This window comes from Pandoraea eparura, assembly GCF_902459725.1.
In the GTDB taxonomy this organism is placed as follows: Bacteria; Pseudomonadota; Gammaproteobacteria; order Burkholderiales; family Burkholderiaceae; genus Pandoraea; species Pandoraea eparura.
In genome coordinates, this window is sequence record NZ_CABPSH010000005.1 from 36,812 (window position 1) to 54,471 (window position 17,660).

Annotated in this window: 16 protein-coding genes; 12 read left to right on the forward strand and 4 right to left on the reverse strand. The window is 65.0% G+C overall.

The window, feature by feature from the left end:
- Positions 1-3 precede the first annotated feature (3 nt).
- The 4 genes from pcaG to pcaD all read left to right on the forward strand — a co-directional run bounded on the left by pcaG (position 4) and on the right by pcaD (position 3,367).
- Entirely contained in the window at positions 4-594 is a 591-nt protein-coding gene (pcaG, locus tag PEP31012_RS12785) for a protocatechuate 3,4-dioxygenase subunit alpha (RefSeq protein WP_150589719.1), read from the forward strand.
- A 154-nt stretch (positions 595-748) separates the two neighbouring features.
- Positions 749-2,125 (forward strand): 3-carboxy-cis,cis-muconate cycloisomerase, encoded by a 1,377-nt coding sequence (locus PEP31012_RS12790; RefSeq protein WP_150589720.1) that lies wholly within the window; start codon positions 749-751, stop codon positions 2,123-2,125.
- Positions 2,122-2,547 (forward strand): 4-carboxymuconolactone decarboxylase, encoded by a 426-nt coding sequence (gene pcaC / locus PEP31012_RS12795; RefSeq protein WP_150589721.1) that lies wholly within the window; start codon positions 2,122-2,124, stop codon positions 2,545-2,547. Before PEP31012_RS12790 ends, pcaC begins: the two co-directional genes overlap by 4 nt.
- A gap of 13 nt (positions 2,548-2,560) precedes the next feature.
- Positions 2,561-3,367, forward strand: coding sequence for a 3-oxoadipate enol-lactonase (pcaD, locus tag PEP31012_RS12800; protein ID WP_150589722.1), 807 nt, complete (start codon positions 2,561-2,563; stop codon positions 3,365-3,367).
- 129 nt (positions 3,368-3,496) lie between these two features.
- Here the strand turns inward: pcaD and PEP31012_RS12805 are convergent, their stop codons facing one another.
- Positions 3,497-4,426, reverse strand: a complete 930-nt coding sequence (locus PEP31012_RS12805; protein WP_174978227.1) for a helix-turn-helix domain-containing protein — start codon at positions 4,424-4,426, stop codon at positions 3,497-3,499.
- Positions 4,427-4,705: 279 nt separating this feature from the next.
- Between PEP31012_RS12805 and pobA the strand changes: the two genes are divergently transcribed.
- Positions 4,706-5,884, forward strand: a complete 1,179-nt coding sequence (gene pobA, locus PEP31012_RS12810) for a 4-hydroxybenzoate 3-monooxygenase (RefSeq protein ID WP_150589724.1) — start codon at positions 4,706-4,708, stop codon at positions 5,882-5,884.
- A 251-nt stretch (positions 5,885-6,135) separates the two neighbouring features.
- A complete protein-coding gene (locus tag PEP31012_RS12815) occupies positions 6,136-7,512 on the forward strand; it encodes an MFS transporter (RefSeq protein ID WP_150589725.1) in 1,377 nt (458 codons plus the stop codon).
- A gap of 72 nt (positions 7,513-7,584) precedes the next feature.
- On the opposite strand, the gene PEP31012_RS12820 is transcribed toward PEP31012_RS12815, so the two are convergent.
- Both PEP31012_RS12820 and PEP31012_RS12825 read right to left on the reverse strand, forming a co-directional pair.
- The gene (locus PEP31012_RS12820; protein ID WP_150589898.1) at positions 7,585-9,339 is read right to left on the reverse strand and encodes a chloride channel protein; all 1,755 of its coding nucleotides are present in this window, start codon (positions 9,337-9,339) and stop codon (positions 7,585-7,587) included.
- A 52-nt stretch (positions 9,340-9,391) separates the two neighbouring features.
- Positions 9,392-9,829 (reverse strand): MarR family winged helix-turn-helix transcriptional regulator, encoded by a 438-nt coding sequence (locus PEP31012_RS12825; protein WP_150589726.1) that lies wholly within the window; start codon positions 9,827-9,829, stop codon positions 9,392-9,394.
- A gap of 241 nt (positions 9,830-10,070) precedes the next feature.
- On the opposite strand from PEP31012_RS12825, the gene PEP31012_RS12830 reads away from it, so the two are divergent.
- Positions 10,071-10,313 carry a hypothetical protein gene (locus PEP31012_RS12830; RefSeq protein ID WP_150589727.1) on the forward strand — a complete coding sequence of 81 codons (243 nt, stop codon included), beginning with the start codon at positions 10,071-10,073 and terminating at the stop codon, positions 10,311-10,313.
- 53 nt (positions 10,314-10,366) lie between these two features.
- Here the strand turns inward: PEP31012_RS12830 and PEP31012_RS12835 are convergent, their stop codons facing one another.
- Entirely contained in the window at positions 10,367-11,599 is a 1,233-nt protein-coding gene (locus PEP31012_RS12835) for a porin (protein WP_246171273.1), read from the reverse strand.
- Between the two features lie 377 nt (positions 11,600-11,976).
- Between PEP31012_RS12835 and PEP31012_RS12840 the strand changes: the two genes are divergently transcribed.
- From PEP31012_RS12840 to PEP31012_RS12860, 5 genes are all read left to right on the forward strand, one after another.
- The gene (locus PEP31012_RS12840; protein ID WP_150589728.1) at positions 11,977-12,903 is read left to right on the forward strand and encodes an N-formylglutamate amidohydrolase; all 927 of its coding nucleotides are present in this window, start codon (positions 11,977-11,979) and stop codon (positions 12,901-12,903) included.
- The gene (locus tag PEP31012_RS12845; RefSeq protein ID WP_150589729.1) at positions 12,900-13,694 is read left to right on the forward strand and encodes an IclR family transcriptional regulator; all 795 of its coding nucleotides are present in this window, start codon (positions 12,900-12,902) and stop codon (positions 13,692-13,694) included. Before PEP31012_RS12840 ends, PEP31012_RS12845 begins: the two co-directional genes overlap by 4 nt.
- Before the next feature lie 107 nt (positions 13,695-13,801).
- Positions 13,802-15,301, forward strand: a complete 1,500-nt coding sequence (locus tag PEP31012_RS12850) for a YfcC family protein (protein WP_150589730.1) — start codon at positions 13,802-13,804, stop codon at positions 15,299-15,301.
- Between the two features lie 88 nt (positions 15,302-15,389).
- Positions 15,390-16,658 carry a helix-turn-helix domain-containing protein gene (locus tag PEP31012_RS12855; RefSeq protein WP_150589731.1) on the forward strand — a complete coding sequence of 423 codons (1,269 nt, stop codon included), beginning with the start codon at positions 15,390-15,392 and terminating at the stop codon, positions 16,656-16,658.
- A 44-nt stretch (positions 16,659-16,702) separates the two neighbouring features.
- A complete protein-coding gene (locus tag PEP31012_RS12860; RefSeq protein WP_150589732.1) occupies positions 16,703-17,380 on the forward strand; it encodes a Vgb family protein in 678 nt (225 codons plus the stop codon).
- Positions 17,381-17,660: the final 280 nt, after the last annotated feature.

The window sequence follows — 17,660 nt, forward strand, 5'->3', positions numbered from 1 at the left end:
GCCATGTCCGATTACCAGCAAACGCCGTCGCAGACCGTCGGCCCGTACTTCGCTTATGGCCTCTCGCCGGAGCAGTACCGTTACGACTTCAAGAGCGCGTTCACGCCCGTGGTGGCGCTCGATCGTGCCGAAGGCGAGGCCATCCGCCTGGTCGGGCAGGTGCTCGACGGCGCCGGTCAACCGATCAACGACGCGTTGATCGAGATTGTGCAGGCCGACGCCGCCGGCCGCTACGTGCAGAGCGCCGACGACATCGAGCGCACCGGCTTCGCCGGCACCGGCCGCTGCGGCACCGGCACGGACGCTGAGCACCGCTTCAGCTTCGAGACGATCAAGCCGGGCGTGGCCGCGCCGGGCGAAGCGCCGCGCATCGACGTGATCGTGACGATGCGGGGCTTGCTCAATCACCTGTTTACGCGTATCTATTTCGACGACGAGGCCGCGGCCAATGCGCTCGACCCCGTGCTGCAGCAAGTGCCGGCCGAGCGTCGCCACACGCTGATCGCGCGCCGCGAGGTGAACGGCGGGCGTGTGTCGTACCGGTTCGACATCCGCATGCAGGGGGACGAGGAGACGGTTTTCCTCGACCTTTGAGGTCGATCATTCGGTCACGCACGGCGGATACTGGCGCGGCTTCGGGCTGTCGGCATGCGAATGCCGCCGGCCCGTGGCCGTCTCTGCATTGCATTGTTGCAACGTACCCGGGCGACCGGGCTCCTACCCAACCTCAACCACCATCGACGCTCCGATGACGGAACTGCTTGACTCCTTGCTGCGCGGCGCTGCCGTGACGGCGCGCTTCTCGCGCGACGCCACGCTGCAGGGCATGCTCGACTTCGAAGCGGCGCTGGCGGCAGCCGAGGCCGAAGCCGGTCTGATCCCGGCCGCCGCTGTCGCGCCGATTACCGCCGCTGCGCGTGCCAGCGAACTCGACTGGCCCGCCCTGCGCGACGCGGCGGCCCTCGCGGGCAACCTCGCCATTCCGCTGGTCAAGCAACTGACGGCACGCGTGAGCGCGCTCGATGCCGACGCCGCTCGCTTCGTGCATTGGGGCGCCACCAGTCAGGATGCCATCGACACGGGTCTCATCCTGCAAGTGCGTGGCGCGCTCGACGATCTGGGCGCGGATCTCGATGGCTTCATCGACGAACTCGCCGCGCAGGTTCGGCAGCATCGTGCGACGGTCATGGTCGGCCGCACGTGGCTGCAACACGCCTTGCCGATCACGTTCGGCCTCAAGCTCGCGGGCACGCTCGACGTCTTGCTGCGCGCGCGCGCCGATCTCGCGAACGTACGCGCGCAGGCGCTGTGCGTGCAATTTGGCGGCGCGGCAGGCACGCTGGCGTCGCTCGGCACGCAGGGCCCCGCCGTGGGCGCCGCGCTTGCGCGCCATCTCGACCTGGCACAGGCGGCCACGCCTTGGCACGGTCAGCGCGATCGCATCGTACGCGTGGGAAGCTGGGCGGCGGCGCTGACGGGTTCGCTCGGCAAGTTCGCGCGCGACACGGCCATGCTCACGCAAACCGAAGTCGGTGAAATTGCCGAGGCGTCCGGGCCGGGGCGGGGCGGTTCGTCGACCATGCCGCACAAGCGCAATCCGGTCGGCTGTGCTGCGATTCTCGCGGCGGCCACCCGCACGCCGCAACTGGCCGCCACGCTGTTCGTCGCGATGCAGCAGGATCACGAGCGCGGTCTGGGCACATGGCATGCCGAGTGGGAGACGCTGCCCGAGCTGCTCATGCTGTGCGGTGGTGCGCTGGCCACGGCGCGCACGCTCGTGCAGGACTGGACGGTCGACACGACGCGCATGCGGGCAAATCTCGAGATTACACACGGGCTCATCATGGCCGAGGCCGTGACGATGGCCCTGGGCGAATCGATGGGCCGTCTTGAAGCCCATCGCCGTGTCGAGGCACGTTGCCGCGATGCGCTCGCCCAACAGCGTCATTTGTTCGATGTGCTGCGCGAAGACGATGACATTACCCGCATCCTCGGCGTCGAGACGCTCGAGCGATTGACGGATCCGCAACATTATCTGGGTGCTGCCGAGGCGTTTGTGAGCCGGGTCCTCGCGCTCGCCGACGCCACGCAGGCGCCATCCCAACCCGGCAGGAAATCAACATGAACGATCAGGAACGCTACGACAACGGCATGCAGGTGCGCCGCGCCGTCCTGGGTGACGCGCACGTGGACCGAACCCTCACACGCCGCAATGAATTCAACGACGAGTTCCAGAACTTCATCACGCGCTTCGCGTGGGGCGACATCTGGACGCGTCCAGGCCTCACGCGCCACATGCGCAGCATGGTGACGCTCTCGCTGCTCATCGCCCTCAATCGGGGCGATGAGTTCCGCATGCACGTACGCGCCGCGTTCAACAACGGTGTGACGCGCGAGGAAATGAAGGAACTGTTCATGCACGCTGCGCTGTACTGCGGCTTGCCCGCCGCCAATCAGGCGATCCACGACGCCGAGACGGTGTTCGCGGAGATGGAAGCCGCCGAGCCGGGGTCGACGACCCGTGCGCGCGACGCGGCACAGGGCTGAGGAGACGAATCGAATGACGATGGAACGGCTTATCGAGGTGGGCGACGCCACGCTGCGCGTGGCGATCGACGGCGACGAGCATGCACCGGCGCTGGTGCTGTCCAATTCTCTGGGCACGACGCTCGAGATGTGGGCGCCGCAGGTGCCGGCGCTGGCCCGCGAATTCCGTGTGATCCGTTACGACGCGCGCGGGCATGGCGGCTCGTCCGTCACGCCGGGCCCGTATGTCATCGACCAACTGGGACGTGACGTGATCGGGCTGCTCGACGCGCTGGATATCGAGCGCGCGAGTGTGGCGGGGGTATCGATGGGGGGCATGACGGGCATGTGGCTGGGCATTCATGCGCCACAGCGTCTCGAGCGTCTCGCCATCGTCTGCTCGTCGGCGCATATCGGCGGCGAGGATGGCTGGAATGCGCGCATTCGCACCGTGCAGGCCGACGGCATGAGCGCGGTCGCCGATGCCGTGGTGTCGCGCTGGTTCACGCCGGCGTTCGCAGAGCAGGAACCCGCGTTGATCGAGCGCATGAAGGCAATGTTCCGCGCGCTGTCGCCGCAGGGCTATGCGGCCGCCTGTGCCGCCGTGCGCGACATGAATCAGCTCGACGAGATTGCGTCGATCACCGCGCCGACGCTGATCGTGACTGGCTCGGAGGATCTTGCGACGCCGCCCGCGATGTCGAGCGCGATGCTCGCGCGCATCCCCGGTGCGCAGCAGGTCATCGTGCCGGGCGCGCACATCTCGAACATCGAGTGTGCCCCGGCCGTGACCGAGGCGCTCCTGTGCTTCCTGCGCGTGCCGGCCCCGGCCGACGCGTAAGCATGTGAGCACCGGTTCGCTGGTGCACCGGCGCATCGACGCGTCAGGGGATCAGTGAATCGATGCATCGGTGCATCGGCGGGGTGGCGGGCTTTCGACAGCGCTGGCCCGTCTACCACCTCACGGCGCTTACGAAGCGTCGCCGAGGTGGGCGTGTTGCGCCGAGCGGCGGAAGGCCGACGGCGTGACACCGACATGTCGTTTGAAGACACGGCAGAAATACGCCGGATCCTGGAAGCCGAGTTCGTAGGCGACGTGCGAGACAGGCGCCGGAATATAGATCAGCTTGCGGCGCGCTTCGAGCATCAATCGGTCCTGCACCAGATCGAAGGCCGATTTTCCCGCGATGCGACGGCATAACCGATTGAGCTTGCTCTCGGTCACATGCAGTCGTTCGGCATAGGCCGGCACGGCCCACGCTTCGGTGTAGTGCGTCTCGACAAGCGCGCGAAAGCGCGCGAACAGATCCAGCTCCGTGCGCCCGGCTCGGGTAGCCGAATCGTGATGCGCATGCAAGCGCGCGAGCAGCAACAGCACACTACGCGTGAGCCATCCCACCATTTCCGCGTGTCCCAGTTGCGGGCGCGAAAACTCGTCCATGATGAGACCGAGCAGCGTGTACAAGCGGTCGCGCGTTTGGGGCGCATCGCCCAGCGGGAAAAGCCACGGCTTGCGCAGCAGCGACGCCATGTCGGCGTCGGCACCGAGCGCGGCATCGAACGGCACGCTCTGCGCCATCGTCAGCACGAAGCCGTGCGCGCCGCGCGAGAAGCGGAAATTATGGACGGCCGACGGATGCACCGTGATGACGGCCGGGCCTTGCACCTCCCACGTGGCATCGTCGACGTTCGCCTCGACCGAGCCCTCGAAGATCGCAAGCACCTGGAACAGTCCCAGATGTCGGTGCGTGTCGATATGCCAGTCGTAGAGGCGGCTGCGCGTCTCGATCCATTCGATATGGACGAAATCGGCACTGTCCGTTCCCGTCAATTCACCGTACAGCGAAAATTCCGGAATCGCCTCGCGCGCCGCGCGCAGCCGGGATGACGCGCCTGACATACTGGTTTTCCCTTGGTTCAAGTTGTCAAAAAAGTACAAGAAAGGCGTCGATTCATCCATTCAATGCGACGCGCGTGATCCATAAGATATGACGCATTCGCCCCTCGTGACAAGGCGTGAAAGCCGTTTCTGACATGCTCGTTTACGCGCAGTCTCAATTCGGTGCAGCGAGCGCCAGGCAGCAGAGAAATGCAAGCCACCCGCATGCCGCTTTCCTGTCGCGAGATGCCCCGGCACGGGTGTGCCGGGCGTGGGCAATGCCGCTACAGGAGACAACACATGCGCACTCATTACCCCGTCGTCATCGTCGGCGCCGGTCCAGCCGGACTGCTGCTTTCCCATCTGCTGCATTTGCAAGGCATCGAATCCATCGTGCTCGAATCGCGCTCACGCGCCGCCGTCGAGTCGACCATTCGCGCCGGTGTGCTGGAGCAGGGCACGATGGATATACTCAACGAGACGGGCGTGGGCGAGCGCATGCGTCGTGAAGGCGCGCTGCATCACGGTATCGAGTTGGCCTTCGGCGGTCAGCGTCATCGCATTTCGCTCACCGAACTGACAGGCCGCGCCATTACGGTCTACGCACAGCACGAAGTCATCAAGGACTTGATCGCGGCGCGTGAAGCGGCGCAGGGCGACATCCTGTTCGACGTGTCGGATGTCTCGGTGCATGACATCGATAGCACGCAACCGAGCGTGCAGTTCACGGTGGACGGCCAGGTTCGACGGCTGACGTGCGACTTCATCGCGGGCTGCGATGGCTTTCACGGCGTGTGCCGCCCGGCCATGCCCGCCTCGGTGCGCAAGGAATACCAGCGCGTGTATCCGTTCGGGTGGTTCGGCGTGTTGGTGGAGGCGCCGCCCTCGTCGGACGAACTGATCTACGCGGCCCACGAGCGCGGCTTCGCGTTGATCAGCACACGTTCCCCGACAGTACAGCGCATGTATTTCCAATGCGATCCGAGCGAGCGCGCCGAGACGTGGAGCGACGAGCGCATCTGGCAAGAGCTGCACACGCGCACGGAAAGCGATGACGGTTGGCGCCTCAAGGAGGGGCCGATCTTCCAGAAGAGCGTGATCGCAATGCGCAGCTTCGTCGCCACGCCGATGCAGTACGGCCGTTTGTTCCTGGCGGGCGACTCGGCGCACATCGTGCCACCGACGGGCGCCAAGGGCATGAACCTGGCCGTGGCCGACGTGTGGCGTCTGGCGCGTGCGCTCGACGACTTCTTCCATCGTGACAGCGAAGCCGGCTTGCGGGGCTACTCGGAGGCGGCGCTCAAGCGGATCTGGCGCGCGGAGCACTTCTCGTACTGGATGACGCGCATGATGCACCGACTCGACGACGCCACGCCGTTCGAGCAGCAGATGCAGCGCTCGGAGCTGGAGTACGTTGTCAGTTCGCGCGCGGCGTCACTCATGCTGGCGGAGAACTACGTGGGGCTGCCGCTCGCCTGAAGCGCGGGGCGGGGGCATCGGCGCGGGCGCTCGTGTATAACTGTTCGTTATGGATGATCTGACGAAAGATCATTTCGACAGCCGGGTGAAGGCCTTACAGTAGCGGCAGAAAATCGGCGCCGCAAATCCGTTGCATCCCATCGGCCGACAAGCGCACCGTTCCCCGCAGAGGGACGCGCACCCGCGGCGGCGAATTCCAGAATTACAAAGCGATGACAACCGGGGCGGCCGCGCCCCGAGGAGACAGTTTCATGACGCAGACAAGAACGGTGGATGTGCCCACCTACATCAACGCACACCGATTTTCCGGCTATCAATGGCTGGTGTTGATCCTGTGTTTCTTCGTCGTCGCCATTGACGGCTTCGATACCGCGGCCATCGGCTACATCGCGCCGTCGCTGGTGCAGCAATGGCATATCGACCGAGGTTCGCTCGGCCCGGTGCTTTCGGCGGCGCTGTTCGGTCTGGCGGGCGGGGCGATTTTCGCCGGACCGCTCGCCGACAAGCTCGGTCGCAAGACGTTGCTGGTGCTCTCGGTGGTCTTCTTCGGCGTCGCAAGCCTGACGACGGCGTTCGCCCAGGATCTCGAGACGCTGACCGCACTGCGCTTCCTGACGGGGCTTGGGCTTGGCGCGGCCATGCCCAACGCCGTGACGCTGATTTCCGAATACGCACCGGAATCGCGTCGCGCGGTTATCGTCAACACCATGTTCTGTGGCTTTCCGCTGGGGGCGTCGGTGGGGGGATTCGTGGCCTCGTGGGTGATTCCGCACTTTGGCTGGCATAGCGTGCTGGTGCTCGGCGGCGTGTTGCCGCTGGTGCTCGCGGTGCTGTTGATCCTGTGCTTGCCGGAGTCGGTGAAGTTCCTCGTCGTGCGTCACAAGCCGATCGAGCGCGTGCGTCGTATTCTGTCGCGGATCTCGGGCGAGCCGCTCGACGACGTCGGCACGTTCACGGTCAATGAAACCGCGCCGAAGCGGGCCGGTTCCGCCATCGGCGTGGTGCTCTCGAAGCAATATGGCTTCGGCTCGTTGATGCTGTGGGTCACCTACTTCATGGGACTCGTGATCTTCTATCTGCTCACGAGCTGGATGCCGCTGCTGTTCAAGGATGCCGGTTTCAGCATCGAACGCGCCGCGTTGATCACGGCCTTGTTCCCGCTCGGTGGCGGCATCGGCACGATTTTGTCGGGCTGGTGCATGGACAAGTTCAACGCGCAGAAAGTGGTGGCCGTGGGCTACGCGATCACGGCCGTGCTGGTGTATGCCGTCGGGCAGGCGATGGGCAACATCGGTGCGCTGGTCGTGCTGATTTTCCTGGCCGGCACGGCGATGAACGGTGCGCAGTCGTCGATGCCGTCGTTAGCAGCGATGTTCTACCCGACGCACGGTCGCGCCACGGGCGTGGCCTGGATGCTCGGTGTGGGACGCTTCGGCGGCATTGCCGGGGCATTGCTCGGCGCGGAGCTGATGCGCCGTCACCTGGGATTTGCGTCGACGTTCTCGCTGCTGGCCATTCCCGCCGTGATCGCCACCGTCGCGCTGCTTGCGAAGAACGCCTGGGAACGGGCCAGCGGCAACCCGCTGGCCTCGTCGCGCGACGCGCGCAATTCGGCGCCGATGCACTGACCACTGACGGTTGTTTCATTCCTTCCTGACGCGCCGTCACCCTGGGTTGACGGCGCGTCGTCGTATCGCGGATCAGTTGCGTCGGCGTCCGAGATGAAGCATGCGCTCGCGCACTTCTTCTTCCGAGCGCCAGTGCTCGGCCGGCTTGACCAGATCGCTGCGGCTGATGATGCCGACGAGCTTGCGCGAGGTCGCATCGCTCACGACAGGCAGGCGTTCCAGGTGATGCGCCGCGAAACGCGCCGACACGATCCGCCCGGTCTCAGACGCCAGGGCCACGAGCGGCGGATTCGCGCCGTACAACTGCCCCAGCGTTTGCAGCCCTTGCGCCTGGGCGCGCGTGAGCGCTTGTCGGTCGACCATGCCCAGCACACCGTGCCCGGCGTCGACCACGGGATAGGCGCGATGACGCTGGCCCGCACCGAAGGCTTGTTGCGCCGCCTCGTCGATCGGCATGTCGGCGGCCAGCGATACCGGCTCGCGCGTCATCAACTCGCCAACGTGCAGGCGTTCGAGCGGATCGACACCATACTCGCGATGGATGTGACGGCCACGTCGCGCGATCTTCTCCGTCATGATCGAGCGCGGCATGATCCAGATCGTGATGCCGTACGAGATGCCGCAAGTCAGCAGCAGCGGCAGCAACGCATTCACGTTGTGCGTGAGGCCAAGCGCGAAGACGATGGCCGTCAGGGGCGCGCCGAGCACGCCGGCGAGCGTGGCCGCCATGCACACCAGCGCCCACAGCGAGACGTCGCCGCCGGGCAGCACGGGCGCGAGCAGCGTGCCGAGTCCTGCGCCGATCATGAGCAGCGGGGCGAGCACCCCGCCAGACGTGCATGATCCCAGTGCAATCGCCCAGATGATCGCCTTGACCACCAGCAGCGCCAGCGCGGCGTGCAGTGTGAAGTGTCCGGCGAGCAGATCTGCGATGACGTCATAACCCACGCCCAGCGCACGCGGCTGAAGGTAGCCGCCAATGCCAATGGCGACACCGCCGATGGCCGGCCACCACATCCAATGCACGGGAAGCTTGTGGAAGCCGTCTTCGATGGCGTAGAGGGCGCGCGACATGCCGGCGGAGAGGATGCCCGCACACAAACCGGCAATCACGCACGATATCAGCGCGATGGGCGCGACGACAGAGGCCGCCATGGGAAAGAGCGGACCGGCGTCGAGCATCAGCGGCCGTGCAAAACCCGCGACCGCGCACGCGGCGATCACCGGTAGCAAGCTGCGCGGTCGCCATTCGAACAGCAGCAGTTCCACGGCGAGCAGCACGGCGGCGACCGGTGTGCCGAAGACCGCCGTCATCCCGGCGGTGGCCCCGGCGACGAGCAGCGTCTTGCGCTCGGCGGCGCTCAGATGGAAGTACTGGGCGATGAGCGAGCCGACCGCACCGCCCGTCATGATGATCGGGCCTTCCGCGCCGAACGGGCCGCCGCTGCCGATCACAATGCCTGACGACAGCGGCTTGAGGATGGCGACGCGCGGCGACATCTTGCTCTTGCCGAACAGTATCGCCTCGATGGCTTCGGGAATGCCGTGGCCGCGAATCTTGTCGCTGCCGAATCGGGCCATCGCGCCGACGATCAATCCGCCGATGACCGGTAGGACAATGACGGCGGCGCCGAGCGTGTTATCGGCGGGCGAGCGGGGCGCGAACGAGAGCGTCTGGTAGAAGAAGAGGTTGGTGAACCCTTGAATCAGGTGCAGCAGCAGCCATGCGGCGGGAACGCCGCAAAAGCCGATGACGGCGGCCAGCGCAAGCAGTCGCGGCAGGCCCGGTGCCCGCGAAAAGTCGCGTGCGTGGGCGGGTGCGGCCACGGTGGCGTGAGGCGAAGGAGGATGGGGAAGAGAAGCCATGACAATGCCGTGATTACAGATGAACGCCACGAATGTGGAAGATGTCCGCAAAGGTGCTCAACTCTTTGCGGTGCTGGGCGGCGAGATTCATGAGACATGCGTCGCCCGCCGCTGAGAGGTGCACTTCCACCACTCGCCGGTCGCTTTCGTTTTGGCGGCGCGTGACGAGCCCGGCTTTCTCGCAGCGGGCGACGAGCGCCACCACGCTGTGATGCACGGCTTGCAGACGCTCGGCCAATTCGCTGATGGACGCCCAGTCGCGCCCCGGTATACCTTTGACGTGCAGCAGCAGCAGGTATTGCTGCGGCGTAATGCCTTCGTCGCGCGCGGCGGATTCGCTGAAATTGAGGAATCGGCGCAAGCGATAGCGGAATTCGGACAGGGCTTCGAAATCGTGCTTGGTCAGCGCATCGGCGGTGACCGTCGGTGTGGGCGAGGGGGGTGCGGGCATGAGTCGGGCGGGCGAGAAACGCCGGGAGGTCCGAAAACCAAAAAATATATCATATCACGATACATTTCATGGCCTTAGGGATAGCCGGGATGACAAACGGGGCACAGTGCGTGCAGAATCGCGAAAAAACGAGACTCAGCAGTGACGGGAACTCGATCCCCGCCGGAAGGATGGAAGGCTGGTTGCCGATGGCCGGTGACGAGCGTCGTTCAGGCGGGCCGACCTCTGACAGGGAGGAGACATGGCTTCCACGGTCCGACGCCGCTGGCGTACGGGAACGTTGTTGTTGCTATCGGTGGCGCTCGGCTCCACAGTGGCCGCCTATCACTACGCCTCCGGTTTTGAACTGGGCGGCGGCGTTTTCCAGCAGATCGGCTTTGGACGTCAGGGCACGTCGTCTGGGCAGGGGGCGAATGCGCGCAATGCGGCATCGTCCTGTGCCGGAAGCGATTGTCGCGGCGACCCGGCGTCTCAGTCGCATTGAATCGTCCGCACGGCATGCTTGCCGCGCCCCATGGCAGGGCGCGGCATCCCCCTTTAGAAGACGTGACGCAGGCCGAGGGTCACGGCGCTCTGGGTCGCGTCGCGTCCCGGTGCGCCACCCGTGATGCCCGGGTTGTACATATGCGACGCGCGCAGGTTCGCGAAGTTTGAATAGAGGTCGGTGCGCTTGGACAGGAAGTAGTCCAGGCCGACGTTGAATTGGAGCAGACGACCCGTGGCCGGCGCGCCGACGAAGGAATACCGCGAGTGCAGGACTGCCGCGGCAAGCTTCAAATTCGGTAGCACCCAGTAGTTCACACCGACGTCGAACACGTTGGTCGCGTCGTTGTTCGAACCTGCGGCCGCGAAGGCGCCGCTGCTGGCGGCACTGGTGAGGGTCGTTGCCAGGGGGGCTGCCGTTCCACCGAAGCGTGCAAGCGGTTGCAGCGTGCGCGACCAAGACGCGTAGACGCGTGCCTTGTCCCACCGGTAGCTCGTGCCGACCATCCATGTGCGAATGCAGACGTCGCTCGCATGTCCGTACGCGGGATCGCAACCTCCACCAGGGGTCGCGCCGGCATCGCTCGACGCGTTCGTCATCCCGGTTCCGGTGCCCAGTCGTGATTGCCAATACCCGAAGCCGACGCCGAAGCCACCGTACTTGTAGTTCGCACCGAAGCCCAGCGATTGCCCCGTGGCCATCGATCCGGGGGTGCCGCCGAAGCCATAAGTCACATTGGCGCTCAGACCACGAAAGTCCGGCGAATCGTAGCGGATCGAGTTGTTGGCGCGATTGCCGCCGACGCGGTCGAGATTGTTGTCGTGAACGCCGTTGATGAAGACGCCGAAGTCGTGGACGCTCGAATACCAGGTGGCGATTTCGTCGATGTAGTCCTTGCGACGGCCGATCTGCACAGTGCCGTAAGGACTCGACAGGCCGACGACGGTCGTGCGTCCTAGCGCCAGGCCACCTTGTCCAGCGGTGCCGTTGGCGACGGAGAACCCGCCTTCGAGGATGAACAGCGCCTTCATGCCGCCGCCCAGATCCTCTATCCCCTTCATGCCCCAACGCGATTGTTGAAGATCGCCGCTATCCACGCTCAACCGGTTGCCGGTCGTCGTGCCGCTCGGCCCCGCAACTTTGCTCACGTACGTGAGGCCGCTGTCGAGCAGGCCGTAGAGCCTGACGTTCGATTGTGCGTCGGCCGACGGGCTGACGGCCGCGAATCCTGCGACCCCGGTGGCCATGATGGCGACGCGTGCGATTAACCCTGCCTTCTGCTTCATATCTCCCCTCTGGGTGTGTGGAATGACGTCGTGTTTCAATGTTTTAATGATTGAAACAATGTTTTGAAAATTATTGGATAGAGGGGATGGCAACGTCAACCGGTCGAAAAATTTTCAGAATCCGTGAAATCAAAATACTGAAAAATTTGATATTTCAGTCATTGAAACGCGGAAAAAATAGTGAATTTCAGCAGATTCCACGAGTGGTTCCTGAAATCGGCACGTGCCGCTGACAGATTCCTCGCTTGACCGTCTAAATTTTTTCAGGCTTAATTTTTAATACGTTGTTTTAATAAATAAAACAACGATGATTTGGCGATAAGAGATTTCGCTATTCCGGCCCGTCAGGCGGTCGCAAGCACGTGGGAAAAATTTTGATGGTGACGCAAGAAAACAACACGACGGCCTTGGGCGCCGACGTATCCGCCGACGTGCGCATGTCGCGCAACGACGCATATGTCGTCGTGCGTCCGGTCGAGTCGTCGCTGCCGATCGTGTTCGACTCACCGCACAGCGGCGCCACATTTCCGGCCGACTTCGACACGGTGGTGCCGCGCGAGGCGCTGCTCTCGGGATGGGACGCATTCGTCGACGAACTCTGGGCCTGCGTGCCGCGTCATGGCGGCACGCTGATCGCCGCGAATTTCCCCCGCATGTACATCGACGCGAATCGGGCCGTGACGGATATCGACGCGGACATGCTCGATGGGCCCTGGCCGGACCCCATCGCGCCGGAAAAATATTCGGCACGCGGCATGGGGCTGCTGCGCCGTTACGCATTGCCGGGCATGCCAATGTATGACCGCAAGTTATCGGTGGCCGAAGTTCGCCATCGCATCGACGGCTACTACCGGCCGTATCGCCGCGCGCTGGCGGAAGTGGCCGATGCGGCCTACGTGATGCATGGCGCGCTGTGGCATGTCGATTGCCATTCGATGAAGTCGCGCGGCAACGCCATGAATGTGGACGACGGTGCCGCGCGCCCGGACATGGTGGTGAGCGACCGCCTCGGTACCACGGCCGATCCGGCGTTTACCGAGTGGGTGGCCGGCACGCTGCGCGAGCTGGGATATCGCGTTCAGGTCAATACGCCGTATCAGGGCGGCGACCTGCTCACCGCCGTGAGCGATCCCGCGCGTCGGCGCTCGAGCTTGCAGATCGAGATCAATCGCGCGTTGTACATGGATGAGGCGCGCTTTGTGAAGCACGCCGGATTTGATACGCTCGGGCGCAATCTGGAAACGTTCACGGCCACGCTCGCCCGTTGGGTGCGCGCGCAGGCAAGCCCTAAGGAAATCCCATGAACTACATCGTCGATTCCGTCGACAGCGCCCTGAAACTGCTCTCGCTGGTCGCGGAGCATCCGGGACTCGGCGTGACGGAGCTGTCCAATCGTCTGGGCATCAACAAGTCGCGCACCTATCGCATGCTGTGCACACTGGAGCACAACCGGTTCGTGCTGCAGGACGAGCGCACGACAACCTATTCGCTGGGGCCGCAGGCGTTTGTGATCGGCGTGGCCGCATCGCAGCAGAACATTCTCGTGCGTGCGGCGCAAAAGTCGATGCTCGTGCTCAACCAGGCGATCAACGAGACCATCGTGCTGCGTGTGCGCGAAGGGCTGGAGACCGTGTGTGTGGCGCGCAGCGAAACGACGCATCAGGTGCGCTCGGTGGGATCGGTCGGCAACCGTCGGCCGATCAGTTCGGGGGCGTCGGGCAAGGTGTTGCTCGCATTCTCCCCGGATGCCGTTCGCAACGAATTCTTCACACGAATGAAGCATTTGCCGGGCGAAGCCGAGACGATGACGTTGGCCGAGGAGCTGGCCGCCGTGACGCGCAAGGGCTATGCGATCAGTGCGGGAGAAGTCACGAGCGGGGCCATCGCCATTGCGGTGCCGGTGCGCGACGTGTCGGGCGAAGTCGTGGCGGCGCTCTCGATTTCGGGACCGGAGGCGCGCATCAGCCGCATCGAGATTCCCGATTATCTGGAGCGCCTGCAGGCGTGCAGCCGCCAGATTTCGGCGGAACTGGGGTATGCGGGCGCTGCGCTCGCGCAGGCCCCGAACGAGGCGCAAGCCGACAAGGTGGCGTAGCGCGGCGCCAGACCCGCACTGGTTCGCCAGGGATTGGCGGCCGGTGGCGGCACGGCGCCAGGCGACGTCATATCAACAACACGAAAGAGACAACAGGCAGGACTGACATGACAGCGCTAGCGCCGACGCCCGTCGACGGGCATTCCCATTCCGATCTCGCGAACGCGCCAGCCGGGCACGCGCACGGCGAGCCCGGCAAGGTCGAAAAACCGCACGGCAAAATGCTGCACCCCGTCGTCATGATGCTCTGGGTGCTGATCGCGGCCGTGGCGATCACGTGGTGGGTCGATGCCGGGCGCTTCTCGCGCGAGGGCAAGCTCGTGGTGCCGGGCACCTATCAAGTCGTGCCGAAGACGCACGACATTGCGATGCTCGTGGCGCCCAGGGCCGCGCACAGCACACCGGCGCAGGCGCAGCCCGCCAACGTGGTGTCGGCATTTCTCGCGGTGCCGCAGGGGCTCGTCAAGAACGCGCCGCTCATCTTCATGGTGATGTTCGTGGGCGGCATGTTCGGCGTGATGCGCAAGACGGGGGCCATCGACGCTGGCATCGACCGGTTGCTGCAACTCACCGCGGGCAACATGTACCTCCTCGCGCCGTTGCTGATGGTGCTGATCGCGCTGGGTAGCACGCTGCTCGGCTTCATTTCCGAATATCTGGTCGTGATTCCGATGGTGATGGTGCTCACGCGCCGTCTGGGGTTGTCGAACCTGTTCGCGGTGGCGCTGGTGGCGATTGCGGCGAAGATCGGGTATATCGCGTCCGTCACGAATCCGCTGGCGCTCGCCGTCGCCCAACCGCTCGTCGGCTTGCCGCTGTTCTCCGGCGTCGGGCTTCGCGTGGCGGTGTTCGTGGGGTTCCTGGCGCTGGGCATCGCCTACTTTCTCTGGCACGTGTATCGCAGCGAGTACCGCCTGGCCGAGGCGCGGGCGCAAATGGCGTCGGTGGCGCATCTGCATGCGCGGCTCTCGCGACGCCACAAGGTCACGCTGCTCGTGCTGGCGCTGGCCGCGGCCATGCTGGTCTACGGCACGCGCGAGCTGAAGTGGGGCAACCTCGAGCTGTCGGCCTTCTATGTACTGACGAGCCTGGTGACTGCCGTCGTCGGTCGCCTTGACTCCCGCACGGCCGCCGACGCGTTCGTCGAAGGCCTCAGGGGCATGATGCTCGCGGGCCTGCTGATCGGACTGGCGGCGTCGGTCGAGATCATCCTGCATGGGAGCTATGTGCTCGATACGCTCATCAACGACTTCACGCGCGCGGTGCGCGGTCAATCGGCGGTGGCGGTCGCCAATGGCCTGATGGGCGTGCAGATGGCGCTGGATGTCTTCATTCCGTCGATCTCCGGCAAGGCCGCGGTGAGCATGCCGATCATCGGGCCGATTGCGCAGCTCTCGGGCGTGAGTCCTCAGACGTCTGTGCTGGCATTCTTGCTGGGCGGCGGGCTGACGAACATGATCACGCCGACGTCCGGCATGTTGCTCGCGTATCTCGCGACCGCGCGGGTCGGTTTCGGACAGTGGTTGAAGTTCATCCTGCCGCTGTTCGTCGTGCTGCTGATGCTCTCGGGCGGTGTGCTCGCGTTCGCGGTGTTGAGCGGGTATTGAGTCTCACGAGCGCGCCTCGTCCGTAACGTTTTTGCGATGCCGACATCGCGCCGTCGGCATCGCCTTGTGCGCGAGGTAATATCGCGCGATGGATGCTCTCATTGCTGCTTCGGCCCGCGCGCTCGCTGCGGGCGATTCGCTTGGTGCCTTGCGCCGGATCGCGTTGCGCGACGATCCGCCCGCGCTCGCGCTGCGCGGCATCGCGATGGCACAACTGGGCGAGTTCGCTCGCGCGCGCGAGCTTTTCAAGCGGGCGGCGCGAGGCTTCGGCCCGCATGAGGCCCTGGCGCGCGCCCGATGTGTTGTCGCCGACGCAGAAGTCGCGCTCGCCATGCGCGACCTTGGCGGGTCGACGCGATCGCTCCACGCCGCCGCCGCCGTGCTGCTTGCGCATGCGGACATCCCCAATGCCATGCTCGCGCGTCTGGTCATTGCGCGTCGCCTTGTGCTGCTCGGCAAGCTTGACACCGCTGCGCAAGCCCTGAACGACACCCCGTCAGACGCCATCCCGGCGCGCCTCGTCGCCGGACATGCGCTGATCTGCGCCGAGCTGGCGCTGCGCACACTGCGCATCGCACAGGCGCATGCCATGCTCGCGCATGCGCAGATAGCCGCGTCGGCGGCCAACATCCCCGCGTTGATCGCCGAAGTCGAGACCGTGCGCGAGGCCCTGGCGCGTCCGGCCGCTCGACTTGCGCACGCCGACGGCGAGCGCGCGTTGAACCTCGACGACGTGGCGCGACTGCTGCACTCGGATTCGCTCGTCGTCGATGCCTGTCGGCGTGGCATCAGCGCTGGTGGTAACGCCGGCAATATCGCTGGCAGTAACGTTGGCAGTAACGCTGGCAATCGCTGGCGTCCACTGGCGCGGCGTCCGGCGCTCTTTGCCCTGGCGCTGCAACTCGCGCGCGCCTGGCCTGGCGACGTCGACCGCGATACGCTCATCGCTGAAGTGTTTCGACTCCGGCGCCCCGACGACACCCACCGCGCTCGTCTGCGCGTGGAAATCGGCCGTCTGCGCGCGGTGCTCAAGGGACTTGCCCACATCGACGCGACGCCGCGCGGGTTCGTGCTGCGCACGCAGGGTGAGCAGGCGGTGTCGGTCTTGCTGCCCCCCATCGATGGCGATCGCGCGTCGCTCGTCGCCCTGTTGTCGGACGGTGCCGCTTGGTCGACGTCCGCGCTGGCGCTGGCCCTTGGGGCGAGTCAACGCACGGTGCAACGCGCCCTGGCCGCGCTGGAGGAAGAGGGCCGTGTGCGTGCGCTCGGGCGCGCAAGGGCCCGTCGGTGGATGTCGCCGCCGCTCACCGAATTCACGACGACATTGTTACTCCCTGTTGGATGGTCGTTTGGCTAGAGTGGACTTGCACGCCGACGACGGCGTCACAACCGGAGCCTGACATGACAAGCAAACTGCAACGCGTGGAGCGACCGCTCCCCCAAGCCGCCGTGATGGCGGCCGATATCGCCGGTGAGTACGGCCCGTTCGCGGACAACGAGCGTATCCATGGCGTTACGTTCGACGGCCGGCAGGTATGGGCCGCCACGGGCGATACGCTGATTGCCATCGATCCTGCCAGCGGCGAAGTCCGTCGTACGATCGACGCGCCGAGCGATGCCGGCACGGCCTTCGACGGCACGCATCTATACCAGATCGCCGAGTCGCGCATCGACAGGATCGACCCGTCGAGCGGCAAGGTTGTCTCGTCGATTCCCGCACCGCAGAGCGGCAGCAACTCGGGACTGACTTGGGCCGAGGGCAGCCTGTGGGTCGGGCAGTATCGCGACCGCCGCATCCTGCAAATCGATCCTGCGACCGGACAGGTGTTGCGCAGCATCGCGTCCGACCGGTTCGTGACCGGGGTGACCTGGGTGAACGATGAACTTTGGCACGGCACATGGGAGAACGATGAGAGCGAACTGCGCCAGGTCGATCCCGTGAGCGGTGAGGTGCTCATGCGCCTGGAAATGCCGCAGGGCATCGGCGTGAGCGGCCTGGAGCACAACGGCGCCGATCTTTTCTTCTGCGGCGGGGGCGGAAGCGGCAAGGTTCGTGCAGTACGGTATCCGCAGCGCTAAGCCGCTGAATCACCGAGCCCTGGCACACTTGAGCGCCGGACAACGACCGGCATGACGTGGCAGGGCACGGCAGAGCAGGGGGGATGCTAGCGGGAAGGGAGGCGCAGGAAGCAGGAAGCAGGAAGCAGGAAGCAGGAAGCAGGAAGCAGGAAGCAGGAAGCGGGAAGGCTATCGGCGCCGATAGCCTGAACCAATGACATAGATTTTTATAATCAATTTTGTATAATTGATAGCGTTCGGCATACTGTCAACACTTTCCACCCCGTCAGAGAGACAACGA

Excerpts from the sequence above, each read along its gene's own strand:
- pcaG (WP_150589719.1), top strand. The coding sequence starts at position 4 with ATGTCCGATTACCAGCAAACGCCGTCGCAGACCGTCGGCCCGTACTTC.
- PEP31012_RS12790 (WP_150589720.1), top strand. The coding sequence starts at position 749 with ATGACGGAACTGCTTGACTCCTTGCTGCGCGGCGCTGCCGTGACGGCG.
- pcaC (WP_150589721.1), top strand. The coding sequence starts at position 2,122 with ATGAACGATCAGGAACGCTACGACAACGGCATGCAGGTGCGCCGCGCC.
- pcaD (WP_150589722.1), top strand. The coding sequence starts at position 2,561 with ATGACGATGGAACGGCTTATCGAGGTGGGCGACGCCACGCTGCGCGTG.
- PEP31012_RS12805 (WP_174978227.1), bottom strand. The coding sequence starts at position 4,426 with ATGTCAGGCGCGTCATCCCGGCTGCGCGCGGCGCGCGAGGCGATTCCG.
- pobA (WP_150589724.1), top strand. The coding sequence starts at position 4,706 with ATGCGCACTCATTACCCCGTCGTCATCGTCGGCGCCGGTCCAGCCGGA.
- PEP31012_RS12815 (WP_150589725.1), top strand. The coding sequence starts at position 6,136 with ATGACGCAGACAAGAACGGTGGATGTGCCCACCTACATCAACGCACAC.
- PEP31012_RS12825 (WP_150589726.1), bottom strand. The coding sequence starts at position 9,829 with ATGCCCGCACCCCCCTCGCCCACACCGACGGTCACCGCCGATGCGCTG.
- PEP31012_RS12830 (WP_150589727.1), top strand. The coding sequence starts at position 10,071 with ATGGCTTCCACGGTCCGACGCCGCTGGCGTACGGGAACGTTGTTGTTG.
- PEP31012_RS12835 (WP_246171273.1), bottom strand. The coding sequence starts at position 11,599 with ATGAAGCAGAAGGCAGGGTTAATCGCACGCGTCGCCATCATGGCCACC.
- PEP31012_RS12840 (WP_150589728.1), top strand. The coding sequence starts at position 11,977 with ATGGTGACGCAAGAAAACAACACGACGGCCTTGGGCGCCGACGTATCC.
- PEP31012_RS12845 (WP_150589729.1), top strand. The coding sequence starts at position 12,900 with ATGAACTACATCGTCGATTCCGTCGACAGCGCCCTGAAACTGCTCTCG.
- PEP31012_RS12850 (WP_150589730.1), top strand. The coding sequence starts at position 13,802 with ATGACAGCGCTAGCGCCGACGCCCGTCGACGGGCATTCCCATTCCGAT.
- PEP31012_RS12855 (WP_150589731.1), top strand. The coding sequence starts at position 15,390 with ATGGATGCTCTCATTGCTGCTTCGGCCCGCGCGCTCGCTGCGGGCGAT.
- PEP31012_RS12860 (WP_150589732.1), top strand. The coding sequence starts at position 16,703 with ATGACAAGCAAACTGCAACGCGTGGAGCGACCGCTCCCCCAAGCCGCC.